Source organism: Streptomyces sp. NPDC048370 (assembly GCF_043200825.1).
Lineage (GTDB): Bacteria > Actinomycetota > Actinomycetes > Streptomycetales > Streptomycetaceae > Streptomyces.
The window spans coordinates 700,256-724,401 of the sequence record NZ_JBICYI010000002.1 but is presented as its reverse complement, the minus strand read 5'-3'; the positions used below and the strand labels follow the sequence as shown (position 1 = coordinate 724,401).

Annotated in this window: 17 protein-coding genes; 7 read left to right on the top strand and 10 right to left on the bottom strand. The window is 74.5% G+C overall.

The features are described 5' to 3' along the window. Positions 1 to 18 precede the first annotated feature (18 nt). From ACGFYP_RS06885 to ACGFYP_RS06875, 3 genes are read right to left on the bottom strand one after another with little or no spacing between them, the layout of a single operon-like run. The gene (locus ACGFYP_RS06885) at positions 19 to 897 is read right to left on the bottom strand and encodes an ABC transporter permease (protein ID WP_393487245.1); all 879 of its coding nucleotides are present in this window, start codon (positions 895 to 897) and stop codon (positions 19 to 21) included. After that, complete coding sequence (locus ACGFYP_RS06880; RefSeq protein WP_393487241.1) at positions 894 to 1,847, bottom strand: ABC transporter permease; 954 nt, start codon at positions 1,845 to 1,847, stop codon at positions 894 to 896. Before ACGFYP_RS06880 ends, ACGFYP_RS06885 begins: the two co-directional genes overlap by 4 nt. Further along, complete coding sequence (locus ACGFYP_RS06875; RefSeq protein ID WP_393487526.1) at positions 1,844 to 3,472, bottom strand: ABC transporter substrate-binding protein; 1,629 nt, start codon at positions 3,470 to 3,472, stop codon at positions 1,844 to 1,846. The genes ACGFYP_RS06880 and ACGFYP_RS06875 overlap by 4 nt, the downstream gene beginning before the upstream one ends. Positions 3,473 to 3,608: 136 nt before the next feature. Between ACGFYP_RS06875 and ACGFYP_RS06870 the strand changes: the two genes are divergently transcribed. Continuing rightward, positions 3,609 to 4,760 carry a LacI family DNA-binding transcriptional regulator gene (locus tag ACGFYP_RS06870; protein WP_393487239.1) on the top strand — a complete coding sequence of 384 codons (1,152 nt, stop codon included), beginning with the start codon at positions 3,609 to 3,611 and terminating at the stop codon, positions 4,758 to 4,760. 2 nt (positions 4,761 to 4,762) lie between these two features. Here ACGFYP_RS06870 and ACGFYP_RS06865 read toward each other — a convergent pair whose 3' ends face one another. After that, a complete protein-coding gene (locus ACGFYP_RS06865; RefSeq protein WP_361961442.1) occupies positions 4,763 to 6,397 on the bottom strand; it encodes an amidohydrolase in 1,635 nt (544 codons plus the stop codon). A 95-nt stretch (positions 6,398 to 6,492) separates the two neighbouring features. Between ACGFYP_RS06865 and ACGFYP_RS06860 the strand changes: the two genes are divergently transcribed. Continuing rightward, positions 6,493 to 7,191, top strand: coding sequence for a TetR/AcrR family transcriptional regulator (locus tag ACGFYP_RS06860; protein ID WP_393487234.1), 699 nt, complete (start codon positions 6,493 to 6,495; stop codon positions 7,189 to 7,191). Positions 7,192 to 7,276: 85 nt separating this feature from the next. On the opposite strand, the gene ACGFYP_RS06855 is transcribed toward ACGFYP_RS06860, so the two are convergent. Both ACGFYP_RS06855 and ACGFYP_RS06850 read right to left on the bottom strand, forming a co-directional pair. After that, positions 7,277 to 8,029: a sigma-70 family RNA polymerase sigma factor gene (locus ACGFYP_RS06855; protein ID WP_393487231.1), complete on the bottom strand. Its 753-nt coding sequence runs from the start codon at positions 8,027 to 8,029 to the stop codon at positions 7,277 to 7,279. A 117-nt stretch (positions 8,030 to 8,146) separates the two neighbouring features. Beyond that, entirely contained in the window at positions 8,147 to 8,839 is a 693-nt protein-coding gene (locus ACGFYP_RS06850; protein WP_393487228.1) for a hypothetical protein, read from the bottom strand. 183 nt (positions 8,840 to 9,022) lie between these two features. Here ACGFYP_RS06850 and ACGFYP_RS06845 point away from each other — a divergent pair, with 183 nt between their 5' ends. After that, entirely contained in the window at positions 9,023 to 10,246 is a 1,224-nt protein-coding gene (locus ACGFYP_RS06845) for an MFS transporter (RefSeq protein ID WP_393487226.1), read from the top strand. 107 nt (positions 10,247 to 10,353) lie between these two features. Further along, positions 10,354 to 11,508 carry a sugar ABC transporter permease gene (locus ACGFYP_RS06840; RefSeq protein ID WP_393487224.1) on the top strand — a complete coding sequence of 385 codons (1,155 nt, stop codon included), beginning with the start codon at positions 10,354 to 10,356 and terminating at the stop codon, positions 11,506 to 11,508. Here the strand turns inward: ACGFYP_RS06840 and ACGFYP_RS06835 are convergent. Beyond that, on the bottom strand, positions 11,495 to 12,658 hold the full coding sequence (locus ACGFYP_RS06835; RefSeq protein WP_393487222.1) for an acyl-CoA dehydrogenase family protein: 1,164 nt from the start codon (positions 12,656 to 12,658) through the stop codon (positions 11,495 to 11,497). The genes ACGFYP_RS06840 and ACGFYP_RS06835 overlap by 14 nt on opposite strands. Positions 12,659 to 12,874: 216 nt before the next feature. On the opposite strand from ACGFYP_RS06835, the gene ACGFYP_RS06830 reads away from it, so the two are divergent. After that, positions 12,875 to 14,755, top strand: a complete 1,881-nt coding sequence (locus tag ACGFYP_RS06830) for a CoA transferase (protein ID WP_393487220.1) — start codon at positions 12,875 to 12,877, stop codon at positions 14,753 to 14,755. Beyond that, positions 14,752 to 16,548: an AMP-binding protein gene (locus ACGFYP_RS06825; protein WP_393487217.1), complete on the top strand. Its 1,797-nt coding sequence runs from the start codon at positions 14,752 to 14,754 to the stop codon at positions 16,546 to 16,548. The genes ACGFYP_RS06830 and ACGFYP_RS06825 overlap by 4 nt, the downstream gene beginning before the upstream one ends. A gap of 107 nt (positions 16,549 to 16,655) precedes the next feature. On the opposite strand, the gene ACGFYP_RS06820 is transcribed toward ACGFYP_RS06825, so the two are convergent. The 3 genes from ACGFYP_RS06820 to ACGFYP_RS06810 are packed head-to-tail and all read right to left on the bottom strand — an operon-like array spanning position 16,656 to position 18,933. Next, positions 16,656 to 17,480, bottom strand: coding sequence for a metal ABC transporter solute-binding protein, Zn/Mn family (locus tag ACGFYP_RS06820; protein ID WP_393487214.1), 825 nt, complete (start codon positions 17,478 to 17,480; stop codon positions 16,656 to 16,658). Then, entirely contained in the window at positions 17,423 to 18,301 is an 879-nt protein-coding gene (locus tag ACGFYP_RS06815) for a metal ABC transporter permease (RefSeq protein WP_393487210.1), read from the bottom strand. Before ACGFYP_RS06815 ends, ACGFYP_RS06820 begins: the two co-directional genes overlap by 58 nt. Further along, on the bottom strand, positions 18,298 to 18,933 hold the full coding sequence (locus ACGFYP_RS06810; protein WP_361961466.1) for an ATP-binding cassette domain-containing protein: 636 nt from the start codon (positions 18,931 to 18,933) through the stop codon (positions 18,298 to 18,300). The genes ACGFYP_RS06815 and ACGFYP_RS06810 overlap by 4 nt, the downstream gene beginning before the upstream one ends. Before the next feature lie 220 nt (positions 18,934 to 19,153). On the opposite strand from ACGFYP_RS06810, the gene ACGFYP_RS06805 reads away from it, so the two are divergent. Next, positions 19,154 to 24,130 (top strand): CHAT domain-containing protein, encoded by a 4,977-nt coding sequence (locus ACGFYP_RS06805; RefSeq protein ID WP_393487207.1) that lies wholly within the window; start codon positions 19,154 to 19,156, stop codon positions 24,128 to 24,130. The last annotated feature ends 16 nt before the right edge of the window (positions 24,131 to 24,146 follow it).

The following is a 24,146-nucleotide window of genomic DNA, read 5'->3' as shown; positions in this document are numbered from 1 at the left end:
ACTGCTTCTCCATCGCGCTCACCGCTCCCGCTTCGCGATCCGGTCGGCGATGCCCTCGCCGACGATGCCGAACGCCACCACGGCGAGGACGACGCAGACCGACGGCGCCATCGCGGGCAGCATCGCGCCCTGCTGAAGCGCCCCCTGACCCTCGTTGATCATGGCTCCCCAGTCGGCGGTGGGCGGCTGGACGCCGAAGCCGAGGAACGACAGCGCGGCGAGGTCCATCAGGGCGTACCCGAAGTTCATCGCGGACTGCGCGAAGACCGTCGGGGCGATGTTGGGCAGCAGATGGCGCAGACAGATCGTCCGGCCCGACCAGCCCTGCACCCGGTACGACTCGATGTACGGACGGGCCTTCTCCTGACGGGCGATCCCGCGCACGAGCCTTCCCACGTACGGCGTGTACGCCACCGCCATGGCGATCACCGGCGCGGTCATGCCCGAGCCGAGGACGGCCACGAGGAGGATCGCGAGCAGCAGCCCCGGCAGCGCGAAGACCAGGTCCATCGACCGCGAGAGCACGGTGTCCGCCCAGCCTCCCCGCCACGCGGCGACGAGACCCAGGAGCGTGCCGAGGAGCGTCGAGACGCCGACCACGAGCAGCGGACCGAGCAGCCCCGTCCGGGCGCCGTGCAGCAACCGCGACAGGATGTCCCGGCCCGACTGGTCGGTGCCGAGGAGATGGTCGCCGCCCGTGCCGACCAGGCTCGCCGACAGATCGAGCGCCTCGGGGTCGTACGGCGCGAGGACGGGCGCGAGGACGGCGACGAGGACGAGCGAGACGAGGACGACGACGGCGGCCGTGAAGAGCGGCCCCTGTCCGAGGACGCGCAGCCCGCCCAGACCGGGGCGGCGGCGCAGCGCACTCGTGGCGGGCGTGAGGGTGGTGGTCATCGGGACGCCTCCCCGTGGAGCGAAAGACGGGGGTCGACGAGCGGAACGAGCAGGTCGACGAGGAGATTGACGACGACGAAGGCCGTCACGCCGAGCAGGGTGATCGCCTGGACGACGGCGAAGTCCTTCGCGGTCACGGACTGCACGAGCAGCGAACCGACCCCGGACACGTTGAAGGCGGTCTCGACGATGGACGTGCTGATCAGCAGGCCGGCCAGCATGGTGCCGCCGACGGTGACGATCGGGCCGAGCGCGTTGCGCAGCACATGGCGGCGGACGACGGCGCGGCCCGCGACCCCGCGGGCGCGCGCCACCTCGACGTGCTCGCGCCCCATCTCGTCGAGCATCGCCGACCGGGTCACCCGGGCCAGCAGCCCCGCGAAGGTGATCGCGAGGGCGAAGGCCGGCAGCGTCAGGTGGTACACCCGGTCGGTGAAGCCCTCGGGCGTGCCACCGGGCCCGGGGAACCAGCCCAGTTGGACGGAGAAGAGCGAGACGAGCGCGATGGCGCTGACGAACGAGGGCGTCGCCGTCGCCACGCCCGTGCCGAGCAGCACCGCCCGGTCCACCGCCCCGGGCCGCAGGGCCGCGAGCACGCCGCCGGACACACCGAGGAGGGCGACGAGGAGCGCCGCGTACCCGATGAGCACCCCGGTGCCCGGCAGACGCGAGCCGATGAGCGCGCCGACGTCCTGGTGGAACTGCGAGGAGCGGCCGAAGTCGCCCTGGAGGACCCCGCCCAGCCACTTCGCGTACTGGACCGGGAGGGGATCGTCCAGGTGGTACTGGGCGCGCAGCGACGCGACCGCTTCGGGCGTCGCGGGGCGGCCGTGCAGAAGGAACGAGACCGGGTCGCCGGGGGCGAGGTGCACGGCGCCGAAGACCACGACCGAGGTCACGAACAGCACCGCCACCAGGCCGAGGAGACGGCCCGCGAGATAGCGCGTCATGACTGTGCGGCCCCGATCGTCGCGGCCCACGGGTAGTACAGCTGGGCGATCCCGGTGGGCGCGCCGGTCACCCGGCTGCCGAGGAAGACCGAGTACGGCGCCTCGTAGAGCGGGATGATCGGGAGCTCGCGTACGGCGATCTTCTGGAGCTCGGCGGTCAGGTCCGCGCGGCGGGCCGGGTCGGGCTCCGCGTTGGCCCGGTCGAAGGCGGCGTCGTACGTGACGTCCGACCAGTTGCCGTAGTTCCCGAAGTCGCCCGTGCGCAGGTACTGGTAGAACTCCAGAGGGTCGGGCGTGTTGTCGTACCCGTTGGTGATGACCAGGTCCAGGCCCTTGCGGGCGGCGGGGTCGACGAAGATGCTGCTGTACGCCTCCGGGGCGACGGACTTCAGCCGTACGTCGAGCCCGATCTCCTTGCCCGCCGCCTGGACCGCGTTGGCCACGACGCTGATCTCCGGCGCAAGCGTGCTGGTCGCGAGCGTGAGCCGTCGCCCGGTGGCGCCCGCCTCCTCGATCAGCTTCTTCGCGGCGGCCACGTCGTACACCGGCTCCGGGAGCGCCGCGAAGTACGCGTCGGTCTTCTCCGGTACGAGCGCCCAGGCGCCGCGCGCGGTGGGGGCCTTCGCGGGGACGCCGACGCCGCCGGCCGCCGCCTTGACGAGGTTCTTCCGGTCCAGCGCCATGGAGAGGGCCCGGCGGACCTTGAGGTCGCCGAGCGGCCCCTTGAAGTCGAGGACGGAGAGGTCGGCGGCGGCCGTGTTGGGGCCGAAGTACAGCGTGCCCTTGGTGGTGCTCCGCAGCTGCGCGATCGAGGAGGACGGCACCATGTAGCCGCCGTCGGCGGTGCCGGACAGGAACGCGCTGGCGCGGGCCGCCGGGTCCTCGATGAAGGTGAAGGTCACGGTGTCGTTCTTCGGGACCAGGGAGGAGTCCCAGTACGCCGGGTATTTCTTGAGCGTCACGCTCTCGCCCTGGGCCCAGCCGTCGAGCGCGTACGGACCGGTGCAGTTCACCTTGCCCTTCGGGCCGCCGTACTCCTTGCCGGCCTTCTTCAGGAAGGCGGCGCTCTCGACCGTGCCGGGGGAGGCGGCGAGGAGTTCGTTGAGGAGGACGTCGGGCTTGGTCAGCCTGATCGTCACCTCCAGCGGTCCCGAGGAGGTGATGGAGTCGACGTTCTTGAACGCGGAACCCCACGGGGAGCCGGTGGCCGGGTCCATGTGGCGCGTGAGCGAGGCGACCACGTCATCCGCGGTCATCGTCGTGCCGTCGTGGAACGTCACCCCGGAGCGGAGCGAGTACACCCAGGTCTTCGGGTCCGGATGGGTGTACTTCACGGCGAGCCCGGGGCCGATCTTCAGATCGGGGGTGACCCGCAGCAGCTGCTCGCAGACGTTGGCGAGGACGGTGTTGGGCGGGTAGTCGTAGGCCAGCGCGTAGTCGAGCGTGTACGGCTCGGCGTAGAGCGACCAGGTGAGGGAGGTGAGCGCTCCCTTCGCCGGCGGAGAGGTGGGGGTGACCGTGTAGGCGGCGGCACCGGACCCGGATCCGGTCGCGCCGGAACACCCGGCGGTGGTGGCCGCGGCGGCGGCGACGGTACAGACGAGCAGTGCGGTGGCTCTGGACATGCGCAAGGAGACCCACCCCTTTACGGGTGTAGTGACGGGCGCTGGGGGATGGAGCGAGTATTGATGCGGGAACGTTCCCGCACAAGGCTTCGCGGGAACGGTTCTTTCGAGGTCGCAGGGGTGGCAGCATCGGTCCATGACCGAAGCCCCCGGGCACGGCGGACAGCCTTCGCCGCCCCCTTCGCGCCCCGTCCCGCCCCGTGTCCGTCTGGTCGACGTCGCACGCGAGGCGGGGCTCTCCAAGACGACCGTCTCGGCCGCGCTCAACGGCACGGGTCGGCTCTCTCCCGCGGTACGGGAGAAGGCCAGGGAGACGGCGCGCAGGATGGGGTACCGGCCCAACGCCGCCGCGCGCCAGCTGCGCGCGGGACGGGCCCGGCTGATCGGGTACGTGGTCGGGGAGTTCGCGGGGAGGCCGTGGGCGTACCTGGATTCGCCGTACTTCGCCCAGCTGACCAGCGCCACCGCCGCGGCGGCGCTCCGGCACGGGTACGCGCTGGTGATGCTGCCGGCGGGCTCGCTGCAGGGTGAGTGGGCCGATCTGCCGTTCGAGGCCGTGATCGTCGCCGATCCGGTCGCCGACGACGCCGTCGTCGAGGACCTGCTCGCCGCCCGGATCCCCGTCTTCAGCGACTCCTCGGTGGCGGGCCGGGCCGGCGCACGCTGGGTGGACGTCGACGCCGGGGCGGCGGTCCGCGAGACCCTGGACCACCTGGGGGAGCAGGGGGCGCGGCGGACCGCGCTGGTCCTGCCCGACAGCACGACCGTCTTCCACCGGGACGTCCTCGCGGCCTACCGCGCCTGGTGCGCCGCCCACGGCGCCACGCCCCGGGTGACCCTCGCCGACGAGCCGGGCAACGGTCCGGTCGTACGGGCGGTGGAGGAGGCGCTGTCGGGCGGGGGCCGGGGGGACGGCGGCGGTGACGGACCTGATGCCGGAGGCCGGCCCGATGTGGGAGGCCGACCCGACGCGTTGTTCGTCGTCGCCGAGCTGAGCCCGCCCTTGGTCCTGGAGGCGGCGCGCCGGCACGGCTACGAGGTGCCCGACGACCTGCTGGTGGTGTGCGTGAGCGAGGACACGACCGCCGCGTACTGCGCCCCGCCCGTGTCGACGCTGAGCCTGCGGCCCGACGCCGTCGCCGATGCGGGCATAGAGCTCCTCGTGGCCGCCCTGGAGAACGGCGCCGACGAGCCGTCGGGGGTCCTGGTGCCGACCCGTCTGCTCGTACGGGAGTCCTCGCGGCGCGCGGGCGGGTCGGGCGGCGCGGGCGGGGCCGTGTCGGTGTGACATCAGGCGGAGTACACCCGGGCGCCGCCGACGTACGTGCTGTCCACCCTCGCCTCGGCGATCTCCTCCGCGGGCGCGGTGAAGATGTCGCGGTCGAGCACCACCAGGTCGGCGAGCATGCCCGGGCGGAGCGTGCCGGTCTCGTCGTGTCCGTTCACATGCGCCGAACCGGCCGTGTACGCGGCGACGGCGGTCGTCAGGTCGAGGCGCTGCTCCGGCAGGAAGACCCGCTCGTCGGTCGTTCCCGGCTCCTTCCGGTTCACCGCGACGTGCAGGCCCGCGATCGGGTCGGGGCTGGAGACGGGCCAGTCGCTGCCTGCCGCCAGGGTGGCCCCCGCGCGGAGCAGCGAGCCGAACGGGTACTGCCAGGAAGCCCGTTCGGGACCGAGGAAGGGGATCGTCAGCTCGTCCATCTGCGGTTCGTGCGCGGCCCACAGCGGCTGGATGTTGGCGACGGCGCCCAGGTGGGCGAAGCGCTCCATGTCGTCGGGGTGGACCACCTGCAGATGCGCGAGGTGGTGCCGGTTGCCGCGCCGGCCGTTGGCCTCGACCGCGGCCTCGACCGCGTCCAGGGCCTCGCGCACCGCGCGGTCGCCGAGCGCGTGGAAGTGCACCTGGAAGTCGAGGGCGTCAAGGCGGGTCACGTACGAGCGCAGCGCGACCGGATCGACGAAGCTCAGGCCCGAGTTGGCGGTGGCGCAGCCGCAGCCGTCGAGGTAGGGCGTGGTCATCGCGGCCGTGAAGTTCTCGGCGACACCGTCCTGCATGATCTTCACGGAGTCGGCCCGGAACCGCCCGTACGCCAACTCCCGGCGCCGCTCGACGAGTTCGTCGATCTGCTCCGCCCCACGCTCGCGGTCCCACCACAGCGCCCCGTTGACCCGGGCGGTCAGCGTTCCCGCGCGGGCCGCGGCGAGATAGGCGTCGGAGGGGTCGGGGTTGCCGCCGTACACCCCGAGCATCGCGTCCTGCCAGCCGGTGATGCCGAGCGAGTGCAGCAGCTCCTGGGCGCGCAGCAGACCGGCGAGCCGCGCGGCCGGGGTACTCGGCGGGACGAGCCGTGAGACCAGGCCTGTGGCGCCCTCCTGCAGGGTGCCGCTCGGGGTGCCGTCCGCCTCGCGCTCGATCCGGCCGTCGACGGGATCGACCGACTCCCGGGTGAGCCCGGCGAGTTCGAGGGCGCGCGTGTTCGCCCAGGCGCCGTGGTGGTCGCGGTTGACGAGGTAGACCGGGCGGTCGGGGACCACGGAGTCGAGGAGCTGCCGGGTGGGCAGCCCGCCCTCGAAGCTCTCCATCGACCAGCCGCCACCGGTGATCCACGGGCGGTCCGGGTGGGCGTCGGCGAACTCCCGGATCCGGGCCAGGTAGTCCTGGACGCCGACCGTGCCGGTCAGGTCGCACTCCGCCAGCTCCGTGCCGCCGAACACGGCGTGGACGTGCGAGTCCTGGAAGCCGGGCAGGAGCAGCTTGCCCCGCAGGTCCACGACCTCGGTGTCGGGACCGATGAGTTCGCGTACGTCGTCGTGTCCGACGGCCGTGATGCGCTCCCCGGTGACGGCCAGACTGCTCGCCCGGGTGCGGGCGGGATCACCGGTGTGGACGGGGCCATGGGTGAAGACCAGATCGGCCTTGGTCATGGGTGCTCCAGAACGAGAGAAGGAGGGGCCTGGTGAACGGATATGGAACTGGGCGGCGCATTTACATGTCAATGGTGTTGTCATAAGGTCCGGGCATGGTCGAGCGAGTGGTCCCCGAGGGGCAGCGGCGGCGCCGCAGGCCCACCAAGCAAGGCGCCGTCCTCTCGGAACGGCTGATCATCGAGACCGCGCTGCGGCTCGTCGCGCAGCACGGCGCGGAGGCCCTGTCCGTACGGCGGCTCGGCACCGCCCTCGGCGCCGACCCCAGCTCGCTGTACCGGTACTTCCGGAACACGGACGACCTGCTGCTCGCCCTTGCCGACGAGTTCATCGGCCGCGCGCAGGAGGGCTGGACGCCCAGCGGCGACTGGCGCGCGGACCTCCGCGAGATGGGGCTGCGGATCCACGCGGTCTACCTGGAGAACCCGCAGGTCGCGCTGCTCGCGGCGCACCGGACGACGGGCCGCGCCCACGAGACGGCGGCGGTGGAGAAGATCCTCGGCATCCTGCGCGGGGCCGGCTTCCCCGACCCGACGGCCGTACGGCTCTACCACGCCTTCGTCGACCAGTCGCTGGCCTTCGCGGCCCTGGACGCCGCCGCCCTCGCCCTGCCGGATCCGGCGCGCGAGGCGGACGAGGCGGTGTGGCTCGCCTCGTACGGGAAACTCCCGCAGGACACGTACCCGAACGTCGCCGCGACGTTCCCCCTGCTCGCCGCCGACATGCGGGACAGCGGCTACCCCTTCGCCCTGGAACTGATGCTGGACGCGGCGGAGGCGCGACTGCGGGGGTAGGGCCTGTCTCCGTCCTCCGGCCGAGGCCGCGAGCGGCCGGGTCGGGCTGCTCGCGGCCTCGGCGTGCGCGGGGCGCTCTGGTGCCTCAGGCGGCCAGGTGGGCCGTGTCGCTCGTACGAGTCCGAGTGCGCGTACGAGGACGAGGGCGGGCGCTCGGACCGGCCGGCGAGGGCGACGGCGAGGGTGACGGCGAGGGTGACGGCGACGGGCCCGGGGCGGTGGTGCCGGGCTGTGGCGCGGGCGGTGTCGTGGTGGGCTCCTCGGTGAGGAGGGCGATCAACGTGGAGCGGGCGCGGGCGACCCGGGAGCGGGCCGTGCCGACCGGACAGCCGATCGCGGCGGCCGCGTCGGCGTACGGCAGTCCGAGCAGCTGCGTGAGGACGAACGCCTCGCGGCGCTCGGCCGATATCGCCGCGAGGAGTTCGGCGAGCGCAATGCCGTCCTCGAAGCCCGGCAGGCCGCGCGGCTGGGCCAGTTCCGCCGCCGTCTGCCAGTCGTCCCGGCCCGAGAGCCTCGGGCGGGCGGCGGCGTGCCGCACGCTGTCGATCACCGTGCGGCGGGCGATCGCGAGGAGCCAGGTCCGCGCGGACGAACGGCCCTCGAAGCGGTGGAGCGCGCCCAGTGCCCGCAGGAACGTGTCCTGGGTCAGATCGTCGGCCGCCTGCGCGTCGGCGCTGAGGAAGGCGACGTACCGCCAGACGTCGCGCTGGGTGGCGCGCACGAAGCTGTCCACGGCGTGCGGGTCGCCGCCGCGCGCGGCAAGCGCCAGCAGGGTCACGGCTTCGTCGGTACCGGCGGAGTGCCGCGAAGCGCGCGGCTGTTTCAGGGCAGGGGTCATCGCCTCGGGTCCTTCGTGAGGAATGGGGTCCGGCGGCGCGCGTGAGTGAGGCGCGGCCGGTGAGTCGTACGGCCGGGCGCGGCGCGCTCGACCGGTGGTTCCGGGTGCCGCTGTCCGTCAGAGGGCAGCGGCAGCCGGAGGTGGACCCCGGGAGGTGAGGACGTGGGCGAGGAGGAGTTGCCGGAGCCGTCGGGCCCGCTCTTCGCGGCGGGCCCGGATCCGGGGGCGGTGGGGCGGTGCGGGCAGCCGGAGGACCAGGCGGAGCGGCGCCAGGAGGAGGGCCGCGAGGGCGCGCAGGACACGGAAGGCGGCGCGCTCGCCGTGGGCGAGCCAGAGGCCGCACAGGAGCGCGGCCAGGAGGTGGGCGGCGAGCATGCCGCTCGGGGACATGTCCGCCATGTCATGGCCGGACATGGGGGCCAACCCCATGGGGTCGTGGGCCATGTGGTCGTGACCCATGGCGGCGTGCGAGGAGTGGGCTCCGACGGTGGTCGCGGTGCCGGTGCCGGTGCCGGTCCAGGTCGTGGTCGCGGAGGCCGGGCCCGAGGCGCCGGAGGTCAGGTACGAGAGCCAGGAGCCGGGTGCCGAGGCGGTGCCTGCCTGGGCCAGGGAGAAGCAGGTGTGCAGGGCGCCTTGCACGGCGACCGCCGCCGCCGTGATCCCGACAGGACCGCGTTCCCGGCCGGCGAGGCACCAGGCCGCCCCGCCCGTCGCGGCGAACGCCGCCGCCAGCGCCCACCCGGGCACGGACGTGTCCGACATCAGGACGTGGCCGGTGGCCGTGAGCAACACACAGGCGGCCGCGAACACCGCGGCCCGTATCCCTCGACACCATCGGTCCGGAATCATTGCGGGGGTCATCCTCGCACTCCCCCCGTCGGCAGCCACCGGTAGGTACGGAACTTTCCCGATGCCGTACTCAGTAAAGGAGTTGTGGCACAGGTCACACAAGTGGCGGGGAACTGCGCCGTGTTCCGAACCGACCCTTCCCTCATGACCAAGGGGGACACGCGGGCGGGGCGCCGGCCCACGGCACCGCCCACAGCACGGCTCACGGCGCTGCTCACCTGCGCGATGGCGTTCTCGATGCTGCAGTTGTTCCTGCTCGGCGCGCTCGGGCCGCGCCTCGTCGACGAACTGGGTATCTCTCCCACGATGTTGGGACTGACGACGACCATCGGCTTCGGCACGGCCGCCGTGCTCTCGCCGTCGGGCGGGCGGCTCGTGGACCTGATCGGCCCCCGCCGCTCGCTCGTCCTCCTCCTCTTCGTCTCCTCGGCGGCGCTCGCGTTGATCGGCGCGGCGCCGGGGGCGGGGGTGCTGCTCGGCGCGGTCGCCCTGGGCGGACTCCCGCAGGCGCTGGCGAACCCCGCGACCAGCAAGGCCGTCCTGGCTGCCGTTCCGCCCGACCGGCGAGGCGCGGTGACCGGGATGAAGCAGTCCGGCGTCCAACTCGGCGCGTTCGCGGCGGGATTGCCGCTGGCCGCGCTCGCGGGCGGGGTCGGGTGGCGGGGCGCCGTGTGGACCGCCGCGGGTACGGCGCTGCTCACCGGCCTGTGGGCGTGGCGCGCGCTCCCGGCTGACCCTCCCGCGCCCCCGGTGCCGGGCGGTCGCCCGTCGCTCGTGCCGCGTGGGCCGATCGCCTGGCTGGCGGTCTTCTCGCTCTTCCTGGGCTGCGGGATCGCCTCCGTGAACACCTACCTCGCCCTCTTCGGCACGCGGGAACTGGGCCTTGGACCGACCGCCGCCGGCGCGCTGGTGGCGGTCCTGGGCGTGGCCGGGATCGTCGGCCGCGTCGGCTGGTCGCGGGCGGCCCGCCCCGGCCGCGCCGAGTGGCTCCCGGGCCTGCTGGCCGCCGGCGCGGTCGGCGCGGCGCTGCTGCTGGCGGCGGCGCCCACGGTCGGGCTGCTGGCCTGGGTGGCAGCGGCGGCGGTCGGAATCTTCGCGGTCTCGGGCAACGCGGTCTCGATGGTCCTCGTCCTCCAACGCGCCGCCCCCGGCCGCGCGGGCCAGGACTCGGCCCTCGTCGCCGCAGGCTTCTTCACCGGCTTCGCGGTAGGCCCCCCGCTCTTCGGCCTCCTCGCCGAAACGGGCCGCTACGGCACGGGCTGGCTCCTGGTGGCGGCGGAGTTCGCCACGGCGAGCGCGGTCTCCCTCCTGTGGGCGACCAGGGACCGCGCTCACCGCGCTCCGAGCCGGGCGAAGGCCGCCGCGTGACGCCGACGGGGGAGGGGCGGGGTGCGGACGTGGCGGGCGTGGACGGGCACTCTGCGGGTGGGTCGGGTGCGCAGGGCGTGGACGGGCGGGCTACGGATGCGCAGGGCGTGGACGGCCCGGCTACGGAGCGGGTGTTCGGCCTCTCGGCCGAGGGCGTACGCGCGGCACGGAACCGGGACCCCGCCGCTCGCGAGTGCCCCGACGCGGGCCGGTCCGACTCGGCGCGGCAGCAGGGGGACTGGGCCTCGGAGGCGCTCGGCGCGGTGCTCGACCGGGTGGCGGTGAGCCACGCCGAAGTCGGGGCGCGTTTCCCGCTGTTCGCCGACCCCGACACCGGCCGCTGGACCACGACCGGGCGCGGCTCCTGGGTCGGCGGGTTCTGGGCCGGGCTGCTCTGGCTGAGGGCCCGGCACACCGGCGACGAGCGGGACCGGGCGACGGCGGCGGAGTGCACCGCCCGGCTCGCGCCCTGGGCGGAGGCCGACACCGCGACGCGGGGACTCATCCTCTGGTACGGGACCGCGCTCGCCGACAACGACCCGGGCGCCGACGCGCTCCGGGCCCGCGCGGCGCGAGCCTGTCTACGGGACTACGAGCCCCGAATCGGCCTGGTCCCCTGGGGCGCGGCGCTCGGCGGACCCCGTCTGCTGGCCCGGGCGGACGGCGTGCCCGGCACGGTCCGGCTGCTGGCCACCGAGAACCCCACCGCCGCCGCCTCCCATCTGCACACCCACCTCGCCCTGTGCGTCCGTGGCGCCGACGGCCCGCGCCCCGCCTGGCAGTGGGACGCCGCCACCGGCTGGCAGCCCTGCGAGGACCCGCCCGCCGACTGGGCGCGCGGCCGCGCCTGGCTCCTCCTCGCCCTGGCCGACGCGCTCCTGACGTCCTCAGCCGACCTGCGTACCCAACAGGCCTACGAAGCCCTGGAGTTGCTGCTGCCCCGCCCCGGCGACCCGCTCGTGCCGCCCGCCCACGCCGATCACGGCGACGGGCCCCTCGACACCTCCGCCGCCGCGATCACCGCCGTCGCGCTGTGGAAACTCGCGCTACTGCGGGACGGCCGGTCCGGGTCGTACACGGAACGGGCCGTGCAAACTCTCCGTCGCCTCGTCTCCGCGCACCTCGCCGACGGCAGACTCCTCGACGGCTGCTACGACGCGGGGCGCGGCACCGCCGTCCGGCATCAACTCGTCTGGGGAGACTTCTTCCTGGCCTTCGGGCTCGCCGCGCTCACCGGACTCCTCGACCTCACGGCCGTGTAGCGGCGGCGCCCGGGGCGCCGCGCAGGACACGGCGGGCGACCGCAGCGATGTGGAGCTCGTCCGGGCCGTCGAGGATCCGCGCCGCGCGGCCGGTGCGGAAGAGCGCAGGCAGCGCGGTGTCCGGGCCGAGCCCCGCCGCGCCGTGGACCTGGATCGCCGCGTCCGTGACCTGCTGCAGCATCCGCGCGGCCGCGACCTTCGCCAGGCCGACCTCGGTGCGTGCGTCCCGCCCCGCCGCCAGCAGCGTCACCGCCTCCTGCACGAGGGGACGGGTCGTGCGCAGGGCGAGCAGGGCCTCGAAGACGTGCTGCTGGACCAGTTGATGACCGGCCAGCGGCCCGCGCGAACCTGTCCGGGACACCGCGCGGTCACACATCAGATCGAACGCGCGCTGCGCCTGGCCGAGCCAGCGCAGACACCGCAGCGTCCGCCCCCACAGCAGCCGCTCCCCGGCGACGGCCAGGCCCTGGCCCCGCCCGCCGACGAGATGGTCGGCGGGCACGACGACTCCGTCCAATTCGATCTCCCACTGGCCGCCCGCCCCGAACACGGGCAGTTCGCGCACGACTCGGAACCCGGGTGAGCCCGTGGGCACGAGCAGCAGCGACAGGCCGTCACGGTCACCGTCCGTGCCGTCCGTACGGGCGAGCACCGTCACCAGGTCGGCGTCCCCCGCACCCGACGTGAACCACTTCCGGCCCGTCACCCGCCAGCTCCCGTCCGGCCGCCGCTCGGCCCGTGTCGCGGTGAGGAACGGGTCCGTGCCGGGCGAGTCCGGCTCCGTCATGGCGTAACAGCTCCGCGTCTTCCCGGCCACGAGCGCCTTCAGATATCGGTCCCGTACCCCCGCACTGCCGTGCCGCGCCAGCATCCGTACGTCGAGCAGCGGAGCAGAACCCAGCGCGGCGGGCCCGTGGTCGCTCGCCCCCTCCGCCTCGGCGTACGCCGCGTACTCCGCCAACCCAAGCCCGCCGCCGCCCAGTTCGGCGGGGAGCGGCAGCGCCCACAATCCCCGGGCCACCGCCTCGTCCCGCAGCTCGCTCAGTGCTGCCGAGGCCGCCGCGCCGCCGGCGTCGAGCACGTCCTCGCGCGGGACGACCAGGGTCCGTACGAACGCGGCCACCCGCTCCTGCACGCCCGAATCAGGCACGTCACTCCTCCACTTCGCGGGCCAGTCCTCGGGGCCAGTTCCAGGCGCCCGTCCCAGGGGTCCGGTCCAGGGGCCAGGTCAAGGTCGTCGGGAACCCGTGGGAACGACTGTCCGACTGACTTCTTCGTGGAACTGGTCGGTAGCGGGACCCGTCGGGTTCCCGATCACCCAACAACCGCCGGGCGCCGCCCACCGCCGCGCCGGGAGAGGAGAGGCATGGCGACATCCGTCACCCCACAGACGGTCCGGCCGCTCGACACGCTCCGGTTCGACGCCGTCGGGCCCCCGGAGATCGCCGGCGTCGTCGCCCACCATCTGCGACTGCTCGGCGCCACGGCGACCACCCCCGAACGCGGACACGGCCCCGGTTCCGGCATCGAACGTACCGTCGCATCAGCCGAGTTGAAGGGTGGCGGATTCGCCGGCGTTGAGGCCTCGATGTCCTGGAGCGGCGCGCCGGCCGTGCACGGGATCGCGGACGAGGCCACCGTCCAGGCCGCCACCGGCGTCATGGCCGTGCACGGCCGCCGCGACGGCACCCCGCGCGGGCTCGCCGCCGACTGGACCGCCGCCGCCACCGGCGTACTCACCGTGCAGGGCATGCTGGCGGCCTTCCTCGCCCAGGCCCGGGGCGGCACGGCGCCCGCCCGCGTCGACACCTCGGCGGACCGGGCCGGGCTGCTCGCCGTCTCCCAGTACCTCGCGGCCGCCGGGGCCGACGAGGGCGAGGCCGCCGAACTCGCCCCCGGTGGACCTCCGTTCACCTCCGCAGACGGAGTCCTGTTCGAGCTGGAGACCCTCGACCCCGGGGCCTGGGCCGCGTTCTGGCGAGCCCTCGACGCCCCCGCCGACGCGATACGGGCGGGCTGGCGCCCCTTCCAGTTCCGTTACGCCACCGCCTGCGCGCCCTTCCCGCCCGCGCTCCACACCACCACGCGCGCCCACGCCTGGGAACGCGTGCGCCGGGCCGCGAACGCCTCCGGAGCAGAGGTCTGCGCCCTGCGCACCCTGGCCGACCGCGCGGCGGAGGACGACGGCGCCGCCCCCTGGGCGCTCGGCCTCCTCCGACCGGGCACCACCGCGCCCGCCGGAGCCGCACCCACCGCCGCGTCCGCAGGCTCCGCGCCCACCCCCGAACGCCCGCTCGCGGGCCTGACCGTCCTGGAGGCGGGCCGCCGCATCCAGGCCCCGCTCGCCGCCCATCTCCTCGGCCTCCTGGGCGCCGACGTCATCCGGATCGAACCGTCCGGCGGCGACCCCCTGCGCGGGATGCCGCCCGCCTGCTCGGGAGTCTCCGCCCGCTGGCTCGCCCTCAACCGGGGCAAACGCGCCGTCGAGATCGACATCAAGGCGGCCGCCGACCGGCGCCGACTGCGCGAGATGGCCGCAGAGGCCGATGTCTTCCTGCACAACTGGGCCCCGGGCAAGGCGGCAGAACTCGGCCTCGACGCCGAGGACTTCGCCGCCGTCAACCCGGCCCTCGTCTACGCGTACACCAGCGGCTGGGCCGACCGTCTGGCCGACGCCCCGATGGGTACGGACTTCATGGTCCAGGCCCGTACGGGAGTCGGCGAGGCCGTCCGCCCGCGCGGCGAACCCGCCGCGCCGTCCCTGATGACACTCCTCGACGTCCTCGGCGGACTCCTCGGCACGGAGGCGGTGCTCGCCGGGCTCCTGCTGCGCGAACGCGGCGGGCACGGCGGACACGGAGGCCATGGCTTTCGCGGCGGCCACGGCATCCACGGCGTCCGCGTGGACTCCTCCCTCCTCGGCGCCGCCGACACGTTGACCGCTCCCGCTCTGCGGCGGGCCGCACGCGGCGCGGACCCGCGTCGCCCGGCCGGGTTCCGCCACCCGCTGCCCACCGCCGACGGCTGGGTCGCCCCTGGCGACGCGTGCGCGGGGGCGGCGGCCGCGTACGACCTGCGCGAGCTGCCCACCGAGGAAGCCGTACGGCAGCTGCGCGCACACGGTCTGACCGCGACGGCGGTCACCACCGACCTCTCCGACCTGCACCACGACCCGCGCTTCGCCGGCTCGATCAGCCGCGACGCGCACGGCGCACCCGCAGTCCCCGACCCCTGGAGCTTCGCATGACCGCCGACAGCCTCGCCGCCGACAGTTTTGCCGCCGACAGCCGCACCGCCCACGGTCTCGCCGTCCACAGCCCCCTGCCCGCCGCCCGGACCCCCGCCCCCACCAACCCCCTCCGGGACCTCCTGCCCTCGCGGCTGCGCCGCTCCTGGGCCGTCGACGGCACCTGTCCCGACCTCGACCTCTACAGCCTCTTCCGTGCCCGCCAGATCGCCGATCTGCACCGCACGGCCGTTCTCGACGCCAAGGGCAAGCTCTGTTACACCGCCCTCGACCGCAAGGTCCGATGTCTGGCCACCGGCCTGAGAGACCTCGGCATACGCGAGGGCGACGTGGTCGGCGTCCAGCTCCCCGACAACCGCAACGCCGTCATCGCCGACCTGGCCCTCGCCGCCCTCGGTGCCGTCGCGCTGCCGTTCCCGGCCGGCCGCCGCGCACAGGAGGCCGGGTCCCTGCTGCGGCGCGCCGATGCCGTCGCCGTCATCGCCGCGACCGAGCACCGCGACGCGCACCCCGCCGCCGAGCTGCTGGCCCTGGCACCGCGCCTGCCCGCCCTGCGCCACGTCGTCGCCGCAGGACCCGGCACCGCACCCGAAGGGGCCGTGGCCTTCGCCCAGTTGCTGCGCGCGGATCCGGCCGACTTCGTCGCGGCCCGCCCCGACCCCGACAGCGCGGCACGCATCCTCGTCTCCTCCGGCTCCGAGGCGGAGCCGAAGATGATCGCGTACTCGCACAACGCGCTCGCGGGCGGACGGGGCAACTTCCTCGCCTCCCTCATCCCCGAGGCCACCATCCCGCCGCGCTGCCTCTTCCTGGTTCCGCTCGCCTCCGCGTTCGGCTCCAACGGCACGGCCGTCACCCTGGCCCGGCACGGCGGCACTCTCGTGCTGCTCGACCGGTTCACCCCAGAGGCCGCCCTCGCGGCGATCCGTGAGCACCGGCCGACCCACATCCTCGGCGTGCCGACGATGATCCGCATGATGCTCGACCGACTTGACGCGACCGTCGACGCGACCGTCGACGCGTCCGGCGCGAAGCTGCCCGCGCCCACCGCCCTCGTCCTGGGTGGCGCGCCCCTCGACGAGACGACCGCGGCCGACGCGGCGGCGGCCTTCGGCTGCCCGGTCGTCAATCTGTACGGGTCCGCCGACGGCGTCAACTGCCATACGGGACTGGACAATCGCACCCCGCCCACCGACGGGACGGGGGTCGTCGCCGGTCGGCCCGACCCCCGGGTCGCCGAGATCCGGATCACCGACACCGAGACCCACGAACCGCTCCCGGAGGGCGGCGTCGGGGAGATCGTCGCGCGCGGCCCGATGACCCCGCTCTGCTACGTCGGTGCCCCCGAACTCGACGCCCGCTACCGCACCGCCGACGGCTGGGTCCGCACCGGCGACCTCGGCTTCCTCGACCCGGACGGCCTCCTCCACGTGGTCGGCCGCCTCAAGGACATCGTGATCCGCGGCGGCGTCAACATCAGCCCCGCGGAGGTGGAGCGCGCCCTCGCCTCCCACCCCGGGATCCGGGACGTCGTCTGTGTCGGAGTTCCGGACGAGCTGATGGGGGAGCGGCTCGCCGCCTGCGTGGTGCCCCGCGCCGACGGGCCGGCCGCGCCGCCCCTCGCGCTCTCCTCCCTGGGGGCGCACCTGACCGCGTACGGCCTCGAACAGCGCAAGCACCCCGAACGCCTGCTGACCCTCGCCGAACTCCCGCTGACCCCGGCGGGCAAACCCGACCGCGCGGCGCTGCGCGCCCAACTCACCGCTGTGGACAGCGGCGTTCGGGCCGGATGACGACATGCCGGTGGGGGCGGTCCACGCGGACCGCCCCCACCGGCATGACGCTCGTGTGACTCCCGGGTGGTGCCCCACCCTCATCGATGACCGCCCGCGCGCCCGGCTCAGGACGTGGCGCCCATCGCCTTCTTCAACTCGGCGGCCGCCGCCCGATGGACGGCCAGCAGATCGAGGTCCTCGCCCGGGTAGTTGACGATCTTCACCTGGGTGGCGCCGGAGTCGGGCAGCACTGTGCCCGTCGACATGTGCGCGTTGTCGAGGACCAGCGCCGGCTTCTTCTTCGACAGGTCCGCGAGCTGCGCGGGCGTGACGGCCTCGGGACCGTACGTACCGACCGTGGTGGCGCCCGCCAGCTTCGCCGACCAGGCGGTGAAGACCTGCGCGACGACGTTCGGGCTCTTCCCGCCCGGCCAGGAGGACTTGAGCTCCGCCGACAGCTTCGCGTACTCGGTGTCGAAGCCGGACTTCCAGGCCGTCGCCGCGTCCTCGGTGCCGAACAGCTTCCCCAGCCGGGTGACTTCGGCGCGGACCTTGTCGGCGTCGTTGTCGAGGCCGACCTCGACCAGCTCGGCCCGGGAGCCCGCCGCCTCCTTGATCTTCGCGGCGTACGGCTCGAAGGGCGCGTACAGCACGAAGTCCGCCTTCGCGACGGCGGCGAGGTCGGAGGGCTTGGGGTCGTAGTCGGGGGCGTGGTGGGTGGACGGGGGCACGATCACCGTGATGTCCTCGGCGCCCGCCGCCTTGGCGAAGGCGCCCTCCCAGGTGGTGGTGACCACCACGACAGGCTTCCCGCCCTGCGGACGCGCGCCGCTTCCGTCGTCGGACGAGCCCGTGTCGCCGCCGCAGCCGGTCACCAGAGCCAGTGCCGTGCTCAGTGCGAGGACGGGGAGGAGGGAAGAGATGCGGATGCGGACGCGGGTGCGCGCCATGAGCGGGTTCTCCGTTCGGGGATGAGGTGGACGGCGAGGACGACAGCCCCCGCCGTCAGGACGAGGACAGGGCCGGGGGGCCAGTCCAGACAGAGGGCGATGAGGAAACCGGTCAGATTGACGGCGACGCCGACGGCGATCGCCCAGAGGGTGATGGACTTCAGTGAGTTGCCGAGCCGCCGGGCGGCAAGGGCGGGCAGCAGGGTCAGCGCGTCCACGAGCAGCGCGCCGGTCAGCTTGATCGCCCCGGCGACGGCCACCGCCACCAGGACGAGCAGCACGAGCGTCAGGGCGCGCACCGGTACGCCGGAGCAGAGCGCCAGCTCACGGTCGTACAGCAGGAGCGTCACATCCCGCCGCTTCCACCAGAACAGACCCGGTACGAGGACGGCCAGCACCCCCAGCACGACGAGGTCGGCGGTCCCGACGGACAGGATCGATCCCCACAACAGGGCGAACGCCCCGGAGGCGTTGACACCCGACACGGCGAGGACGAGCAGGGCGGCGGCGATGGCCAGGCTCATCAGCAGCCCCATCGCCCCGGACAGTCCGTCGGGGGTGCGGGCCAGGGGAGCGACCCCGGCGCCCGCCAGGGCGCACGCGACCAGCGCGCACACCATCGGATCGAGACCGGTCAGAAGGCCGACGGCGATGCCGAGCAGCGCCACGTGCATCATCGCGAAACGCACCGGCATGATGTCGAGGCCGACGATCACCACGCCGACCACCGGCAGTCCGACCGCCGCGAGCAGCAGCGCGAACCCGGCGCGCTGCACCGGCAACAGCTGGAGCAGTTCCCCCAGGTCGGCGGCGAGGTTCACCGGACCTCCCGCAGCCGCCCGGCGGCCATCTCCAGGACCCGGTCGCACCGCTCGGCGAGTGCCCGGTCGTGCGTCACCACGATCAGGGTGACCGGCAGCGACGTGAGCGCGTCGGCCGCCTCCTCCTGACCCTCGAAGTCGAGGGCGGCGGTGGGCTCGTCCGCGAGCAGCACCTGCGCCCCCGCGGCCACGCAGCCCATCGCCCGCGCGAGGTACATGCGCTGCAACTGGCCCCCGGAGAGGGTGTGCACCGGCCGTTCACCGAGCTGCGCGACCCCCAGCCGGGCGGCGGCCTCCACGGCCTCGGGCGCCGCGCCGCCGCTCGCCAGCAACTCGGCCGCGAGCAGCGGGAACCGGCCGGCCGCAGGCTTCTGCGGGATCCAGGCGCAGGCCCGGCGCCGCCAGGCAAGCCCCGCAGGGGAACCGGTGCCCCGCCCGCCGACCAGGATGGAGCCGCTCACCGGCCGGTGCAGCCCCAACACGGCCCGCAGCAAGGTGGTCTTGCCCGACCCGTTGGTCCCGGTCAGCGCCACCCGCTCGCCGGCCGCGATCTCCAGGTCCACGCCCGAGACGGCCTCGACCCGGCCATGGCGGCAGGCGACCCCCCGCATGTGAACGTCAAGCCCGCCCATCCCCTGCCTTCCCGCCGTGCTCGTGGAGTCCGCCCGGGTAGTCGGACGCGAAGGCCGTCCGGTTCCCGACGGCCACGGGGTTCTGACGACGCTCCACAGCCGTTGGTGGCCGGGACGCTCCCGTGAGGCCCGTCCTCCTTGGGCAACACCCGTACCGCTGAGCTACGTTGACCTCGACCGGGCACGACGGTGGGGCCGACGGGGGAGTGGGTACGAGGCGATGGACATCGAGGAGGCGGCGCAGCCCATCCTGGACCACGTCCTGCGGGCGGAGGACGACGCCGACGCCCTCGGCTGGTTCCTGACCGAGGAGGCCGCCGCGACCGCCGACGCGGTGCGCGAAGCCGGGCGCCTCCCGGACGGCAACGTCCTGCTGGCCGCCGTCAACGCGATCGGCTACTACGACTGGGGCCGCTTCCTCGCCGGCGGCGCGAATGACCTCGCGGCGCTCGGCTCGGCCGTCCTCTGCTTCCTCGACGTCCACCGCGCGTCGCCCGAACACGTCCCGCCCGTGCTGAGCCCGCTGCTCGCGCTCCTCGCGGGCGAGCCCGCAGGAGCGGACGCCGACCCCGGGAGCGCGTACGAGGCGGGGGCCGGGATCCTCCTCCACTACACACAGCACCGCAATCCGGTCCTGCTGCCCGCATCGGCCGCGCTGCTGCGCCACGCCGTCGCCGGGTTCCCCCAGGGCAGCGCCGAACAGGGCACGTGCCTGTCCGACCTCGGTCTGGTCCTCCTCTACGGATTCCGGGACGGCGGCGGCCCCGAACTCCTCGAAGAGGCCGTCCGCCACAGCCGCGCCTCCGTGGCCGCCGCCTCCCCGGAGCGGGTCGAACAGGCCCGCAGACAGGGCAACCTGGGTCTCGTCCTGAGGCACGCGGCGGAGGCCTCGTCCGATCCGGACACGGCGCGCGAGAGCGTCGACACCCTGCGCCGGACGCTGCGCGTGAGCCTGCCGGGAGAGCCGTACCACGCCCTGCACCTCGGCCTGCTCGGCTCCGCGCTCCTCAGCGCAGCGACACGGCTCGACGAGCCGGAGCTCCTCGTCGAGGCCGTCGACTTCCTGCGTCGGTCGATCGCGGCCGAGCCCCCGGGGCAGGCGCCGCCCGCCGCCCATCTCTCCGATCTGGGCATGGCGGCGATCGCGCTCTCCCTCGCGCCGCCGCATGTCACCGGAGCCCAGGACCGGACCGCGCTCCAGGACGAGGGCGTCGATACCGTCCGACGCGCGGCCGCCGTGGCCGGCAACCCGGTCGAGGCCTCCCTCTACCTCTCCCACCTCGCCTTCGCCCTCAACGGCCGCGCGATCAACGCCAGGAACCCCGCCGCCCTCGACGACGCGCACCGAGCCGCCGGCGACGCCCTGGCGGCGGCCCCGCCCGGTCACCCGGCCCACGCCCACGCCCGGTACGTCCTGTCCGAGGTCCTGCGCACCCGGTACGTCGAGACCGGCGTCCTCGCCGAACTGGACTCCGCGATCGGGCACGCCAGGAGCGCGCTGGACGCCACCGCGCCGCACGACGGTCAGTACGAGGGCCGGGCCGTGGACTTTGCCGACCTGCTGCGGCTGCGCGCCAACGCCGTCGGCGACGCGCCCGAGGCGCTCGCCGAAGCGCTCGCGCTGCTGCGCCGCGTCGCCGCCGACACCACGCCGCACTCCGGCGGGCGCGCCCGCGTGCTGCTCAGACTGGCGCGGGTGCTGGACGCGTCGGGCCGCGGCACGGGCGAGCAGGCCGAGGCGCACGCGGCGGAGGCGGAGCGTACGTACCGGGAGTGCGTCATGCTGACGGTCGGGAACGACGGCGACGGCGCCGCCGCCCGCAACTCCCTCGGGCAGTCGCTCGTCCGACGGGCGAACCTCGCCGAGGCGCACGGCCCCCTCTCCGCCCCGGCGGCGGCGCACGCCGAGGACGTACGCCGTGAAGGGTTCGCCCTGATCGAGGAGGCGCTCGACCTGTTGGGCGAGGACGATCCGCGGCGCTCGGAGTACCTGTCCGACTTCGGCTGCGTCCTTCTGGAGCAGGCCGACACGACCGACGACCCCGGAGCCTGCGTCGAAGCCGTGCGCGCCCTGCGCCTCGCCGTGGCGGCCGCCCCGCCCGAGTCCGTGCACGACAGGGCGGCGGCCTGCTCCAACCTCGGCGCCGCGCTGGCGCGCCTGGGCACCCTCACCGCCGACGAGTCCCCGCTGTCCGAGGGCGTACGGGCGCACCGGGAGGCCGTCGCGCTGACCGGCCCGCACGACCACTACCGCGCGCACCGCCTCGGCAACCTGGGCGACGCGCTCCAACGCCTCGGCCAGCACCGCTCGGACGTCGCCCTCGTCGAGGAGGCCGTCCACGTGCTGCGCGAGGCCCTCCGTGCCGGAGGCCCCGCCGTGCCCGGTACGACCGACAACTACACCCGTCTCGGCAACGCCCTGCGCTCCCTCACGCGCTTCACCGGCGACGAGGCGCCCCTCGAAGAAGCCGTCCACCGTCAACGACAGGCCGTCGCCGCGGCGGAGGCCGCCTCCCCGAGGGCCGCGGGCACCCGCCCGGCCTCCGTGTGGCGCGCCCGCGTCAACCTCGCCAACGTCCTCCTGGAGCTCCACCAGCGCACCCCGGACGAGTCCCTGCGCTCGGAAGCCCTGGACCACTACCGCGCCGCGATCGACAGCACCCAGGAACCCGGCGAGCGCCACGTGGCCCTCACCAACTACGGCAACGCCCTCTTCGGCCGCGCCGCCGACACCGTCGACGACACCCTCATGGACACGGCCCTCGGCATCCTGCGGGAGGCCACCGCCGCCGTCCCCGCCCATCACACGGGGCGCTCGGGCGTCCTCATGAACCTGGGCCTCGCCCTCGTGCGGCGTTCGCGCATCACCGGCGACCGCACCTGGCTCGCCGAGGGCCTGACCGTCCTGCGCCGCGCCGTGGCCGAGGGCACACCGACCTCTTTCGAACGAGCCGTCCAACTCTCCAACCTCGCCGAGGCGTTGAGCGTCCGGTACTACGTCACCGGCGACCGGGCCGCCGCCGACGAGGCGGCGGAGCTGCTGCGCGAGGCCATCTCCCTGGAACACGGCGAGCGGCACGGCAGGGACATCGCGCGCGTCAACCTCGGCGTCGTGCTGCACCGTGTCGCCATGCCCCGCGACGGGGACGTGGACACCGAGCTCCTTTTGGAGGCGAGGCGCGTCCTGGAGGAGGCCGTCGCGGGCCTCCACGACCGCCACCCCCGGCGGACGATCGCCCTGCTCAACGTGGCCGGCACCATCATGGCCACCGCGGACGTGGCCGAGGACCCCACGAGCCCGGACCTGCGCCCCCTGCTTGACCGAGGCCTGAGCGCCGTACGGGAGGCGCTCGGCCGACTCTCCGAGGACCACCCGGACCACCCGCAGGCCCTGTGGATCCTGGCCAGAACCCAGCTCGCCCGAGCCCGCCTCGACGGGATGTCAGCCGGTGCCGCGCGGGCGGATCGCGACGGGGTGTCGAACCGTGCCGCGCGGGCGACGGATCTCGCCGAGGCGGTGCGGTGCGCGCGGCAGGCCGCCCACAGCACGGTCGCCTCGGTTTCCAAGCGGCTGCTGGCCGCCCGTTCCTGGGGCGACGCGGCGGCCGCCGCCGGTGACGACGCCGAGGCGCTCGGCGGCTACGCGTACGCCGTCGGTCTGCTGCCCCGGCTCGCCCCACGCGGTCTCGGCCGCGCGGACCAGGAGGACCGGCTGGTCATCGGCACCGGCCTCGCCTCCGACGCCGCCGCCTTCGCGCTGCGCGCGGGCGACCCGCCGGCCGCGCTCACCCTCCTCGAACAGGGCCGTGGCATCCTGCTCGCCCAGGGCGTGGAGGCTCGCGGCGACCTCTCCCGGCTGCGTGCGGCCGACCCCGCCCTGGCCGCCGAGTTCGAGCGGGTCCGCGACGCCCTGAGCGCCGGGTCGACCGGCGACGGCACCACGATGATGATCCCCGCCGATCTCGGACACGCCGGCCCGTCGTACTCGGGGCACGAGGCCGGGCTGCTCGCCGAGTCGCGGCACGCCCTGGCCCGGAGGTGGGACGAGCTCCTCGACCGGATCCGCCGGCTGCGCGGCCTCGAAGACTTCCTGGGCACGCCGACGGCGGCGGAGCTGCTCGGCGCGGCCTCCGGCGGACCGGTCGTGGTCGTCAACGTCAGCCGACACGGCTCCGACGCCCTCCTCGTCACCGCCGACGAGGGCATCCAGGTCGTGCCGCTGCCCGCCCTGACGTTCGACGAAGCCCTCGACCGGGTCACGGAGTTCGTCGAGGCTGTCGACCAGGCGTACGGGGACCAAGGGGCCCGCCAGGCCTTCACCGCGATGGGAACCCTGTCCGGCACCCTGGACTGGCTCTGGTCCGCCGTCGCCGAACCGGTCCTCGACCGGCTGGGCCCGCTCGCCGCCCCGCGCGAGGACGGACCGTCCACCCGACTGTGGTGGTGCCCCACCGGCTGGCTGTCGTTCCTGCCGCTGCACGCCGCGGGACGTCCCGACCCGAGGGTGGGCGAGACCGTCATGGACCGGGTCGTCTCCTCGTACACCCCGACCCTGCGCGCCCTGATACGCGCCCGGCAGGCGCCCGCGGGGGCCGCCGTGACCGCGCCCACCCCGCTGATCGTCACCCTGGCCGACACCCCCGGCGCCCCCTCGTTGCCCGGCGCCTCCCAGGAGGCGAAGGCGCTACGGAAGCTGTTCCCCGCGCACGTCGAACTCGAGGGCGAAGCCGCCACCGTCGCGGCCGTCCGTGACGCCCTGCCGGCGCACCCCTGGGTCCACTTCAGCTGCCACGGCGTGAGCGACCCGGACACGCCGTCCGCGAGCGGGCTGATGCTCCACGACGGGCGGCTCACGGTCCGCGACGCCGCCGAGCAGCGCCCCCGCGAGGCGGTCCTCGCCGTCCTGTCGGCCTGCTCGACGTCCCAGGGCGGGTTCACGCTGCCCGACGAGGCGGTGCACCTGGCCTCCGCGTTCCAACTGGCCGGATACCCGCATGTGATCGGCACGCTCTGGCCCGTCGCCGACAAGGTGGCGACCCGGCTGACCGAGCAGCTGTACGCGAGCCTCGTGGACGACCTCGCACGGGGCCGACCGATCGACCCGGCGACAGCCCTGCACCACCCGGTCAGGGAGCTGCGCCGCCGTCTCGCCCGCGCCCCGCACCTGTGGGCCGCGCACATCCACACCGGTCCGTGAGACACGCGACGGCCGC

Excerpts from the sequence above, each read along its gene's own strand:
- ACGFYP_RS06885 (WP_393487245.1), bottom strand. The coding sequence starts at position 897 with ATGACCACCACCCTCACGCCCGCCACGAGTGCGCTGCGCCGCCGCCCC.
- ACGFYP_RS06880 (WP_393487241.1), bottom strand. The coding sequence starts at position 1,847 with ATGACGCGCTATCTCGCGGGCCGTCTCCTCGGCCTGGTGGCGGTGCTG.
- ACGFYP_RS06875 (WP_393487526.1), bottom strand. The coding sequence starts at position 3,472 with ATGTCCAGAGCCACCGCACTGCTCGTCTGTACCGTCGCCGCCGCCGCG.
- ACGFYP_RS06870 (WP_393487239.1), top strand. The coding sequence starts at position 3,609 with ATGACCGAAGCCCCCGGGCACGGCGGACAGCCTTCGCCGCCCCCTTCG.
- ACGFYP_RS06865 (WP_361961442.1), bottom strand. The coding sequence starts at position 6,397 with ATGACCAAGGCCGATCTGGTCTTCACCCATGGCCCCGTCCACACCGGT.
- ACGFYP_RS06860 (WP_393487234.1), top strand. The coding sequence starts at position 6,493 with ATGGTCGAGCGAGTGGTCCCCGAGGGGCAGCGGCGGCGCCGCAGGCCC.
- ACGFYP_RS06855 (WP_393487231.1), bottom strand. The coding sequence starts at position 8,029 with ATGACCCCTGCCCTGAAACAGCCGCGCGCTTCGCGGCACTCCGCCGGT.
- ACGFYP_RS06845 (WP_393487226.1), top strand. The coding sequence starts at position 9,023 with ATGACCAAGGGGGACACGCGGGCGGGGCGCCGGCCCACGGCACCGCCC.
- ACGFYP_RS06830 (WP_393487220.1), top strand. The coding sequence starts at position 12,875 with ATGGCGACATCCGTCACCCCACAGACGGTCCGGCCGCTCGACACGCTC.
- ACGFYP_RS06825 (WP_393487217.1), top strand. The coding sequence starts at position 14,752 with ATGACCGCCGACAGCCTCGCCGCCGACAGTTTTGCCGCCGACAGCCGC.
- ACGFYP_RS06820 (WP_393487214.1), bottom strand. The coding sequence starts at position 17,480 with ATGGCGCGCACCCGCGTCCGCATCCGCATCTCTTCCCTCCTCCCCGTC.
- ACGFYP_RS06810 (WP_361961466.1), bottom strand. The coding sequence starts at position 18,933 with ATGGGCGGGCTTGACGTTCACATGCGGGGGGTCGCCTGCCGCCATGGC.
- ACGFYP_RS06805 (WP_393487207.1), top strand. The coding sequence starts at position 19,154 with ATGGACATCGAGGAGGCGGCGCAGCCCATCCTGGACCACGTCCTGCGG.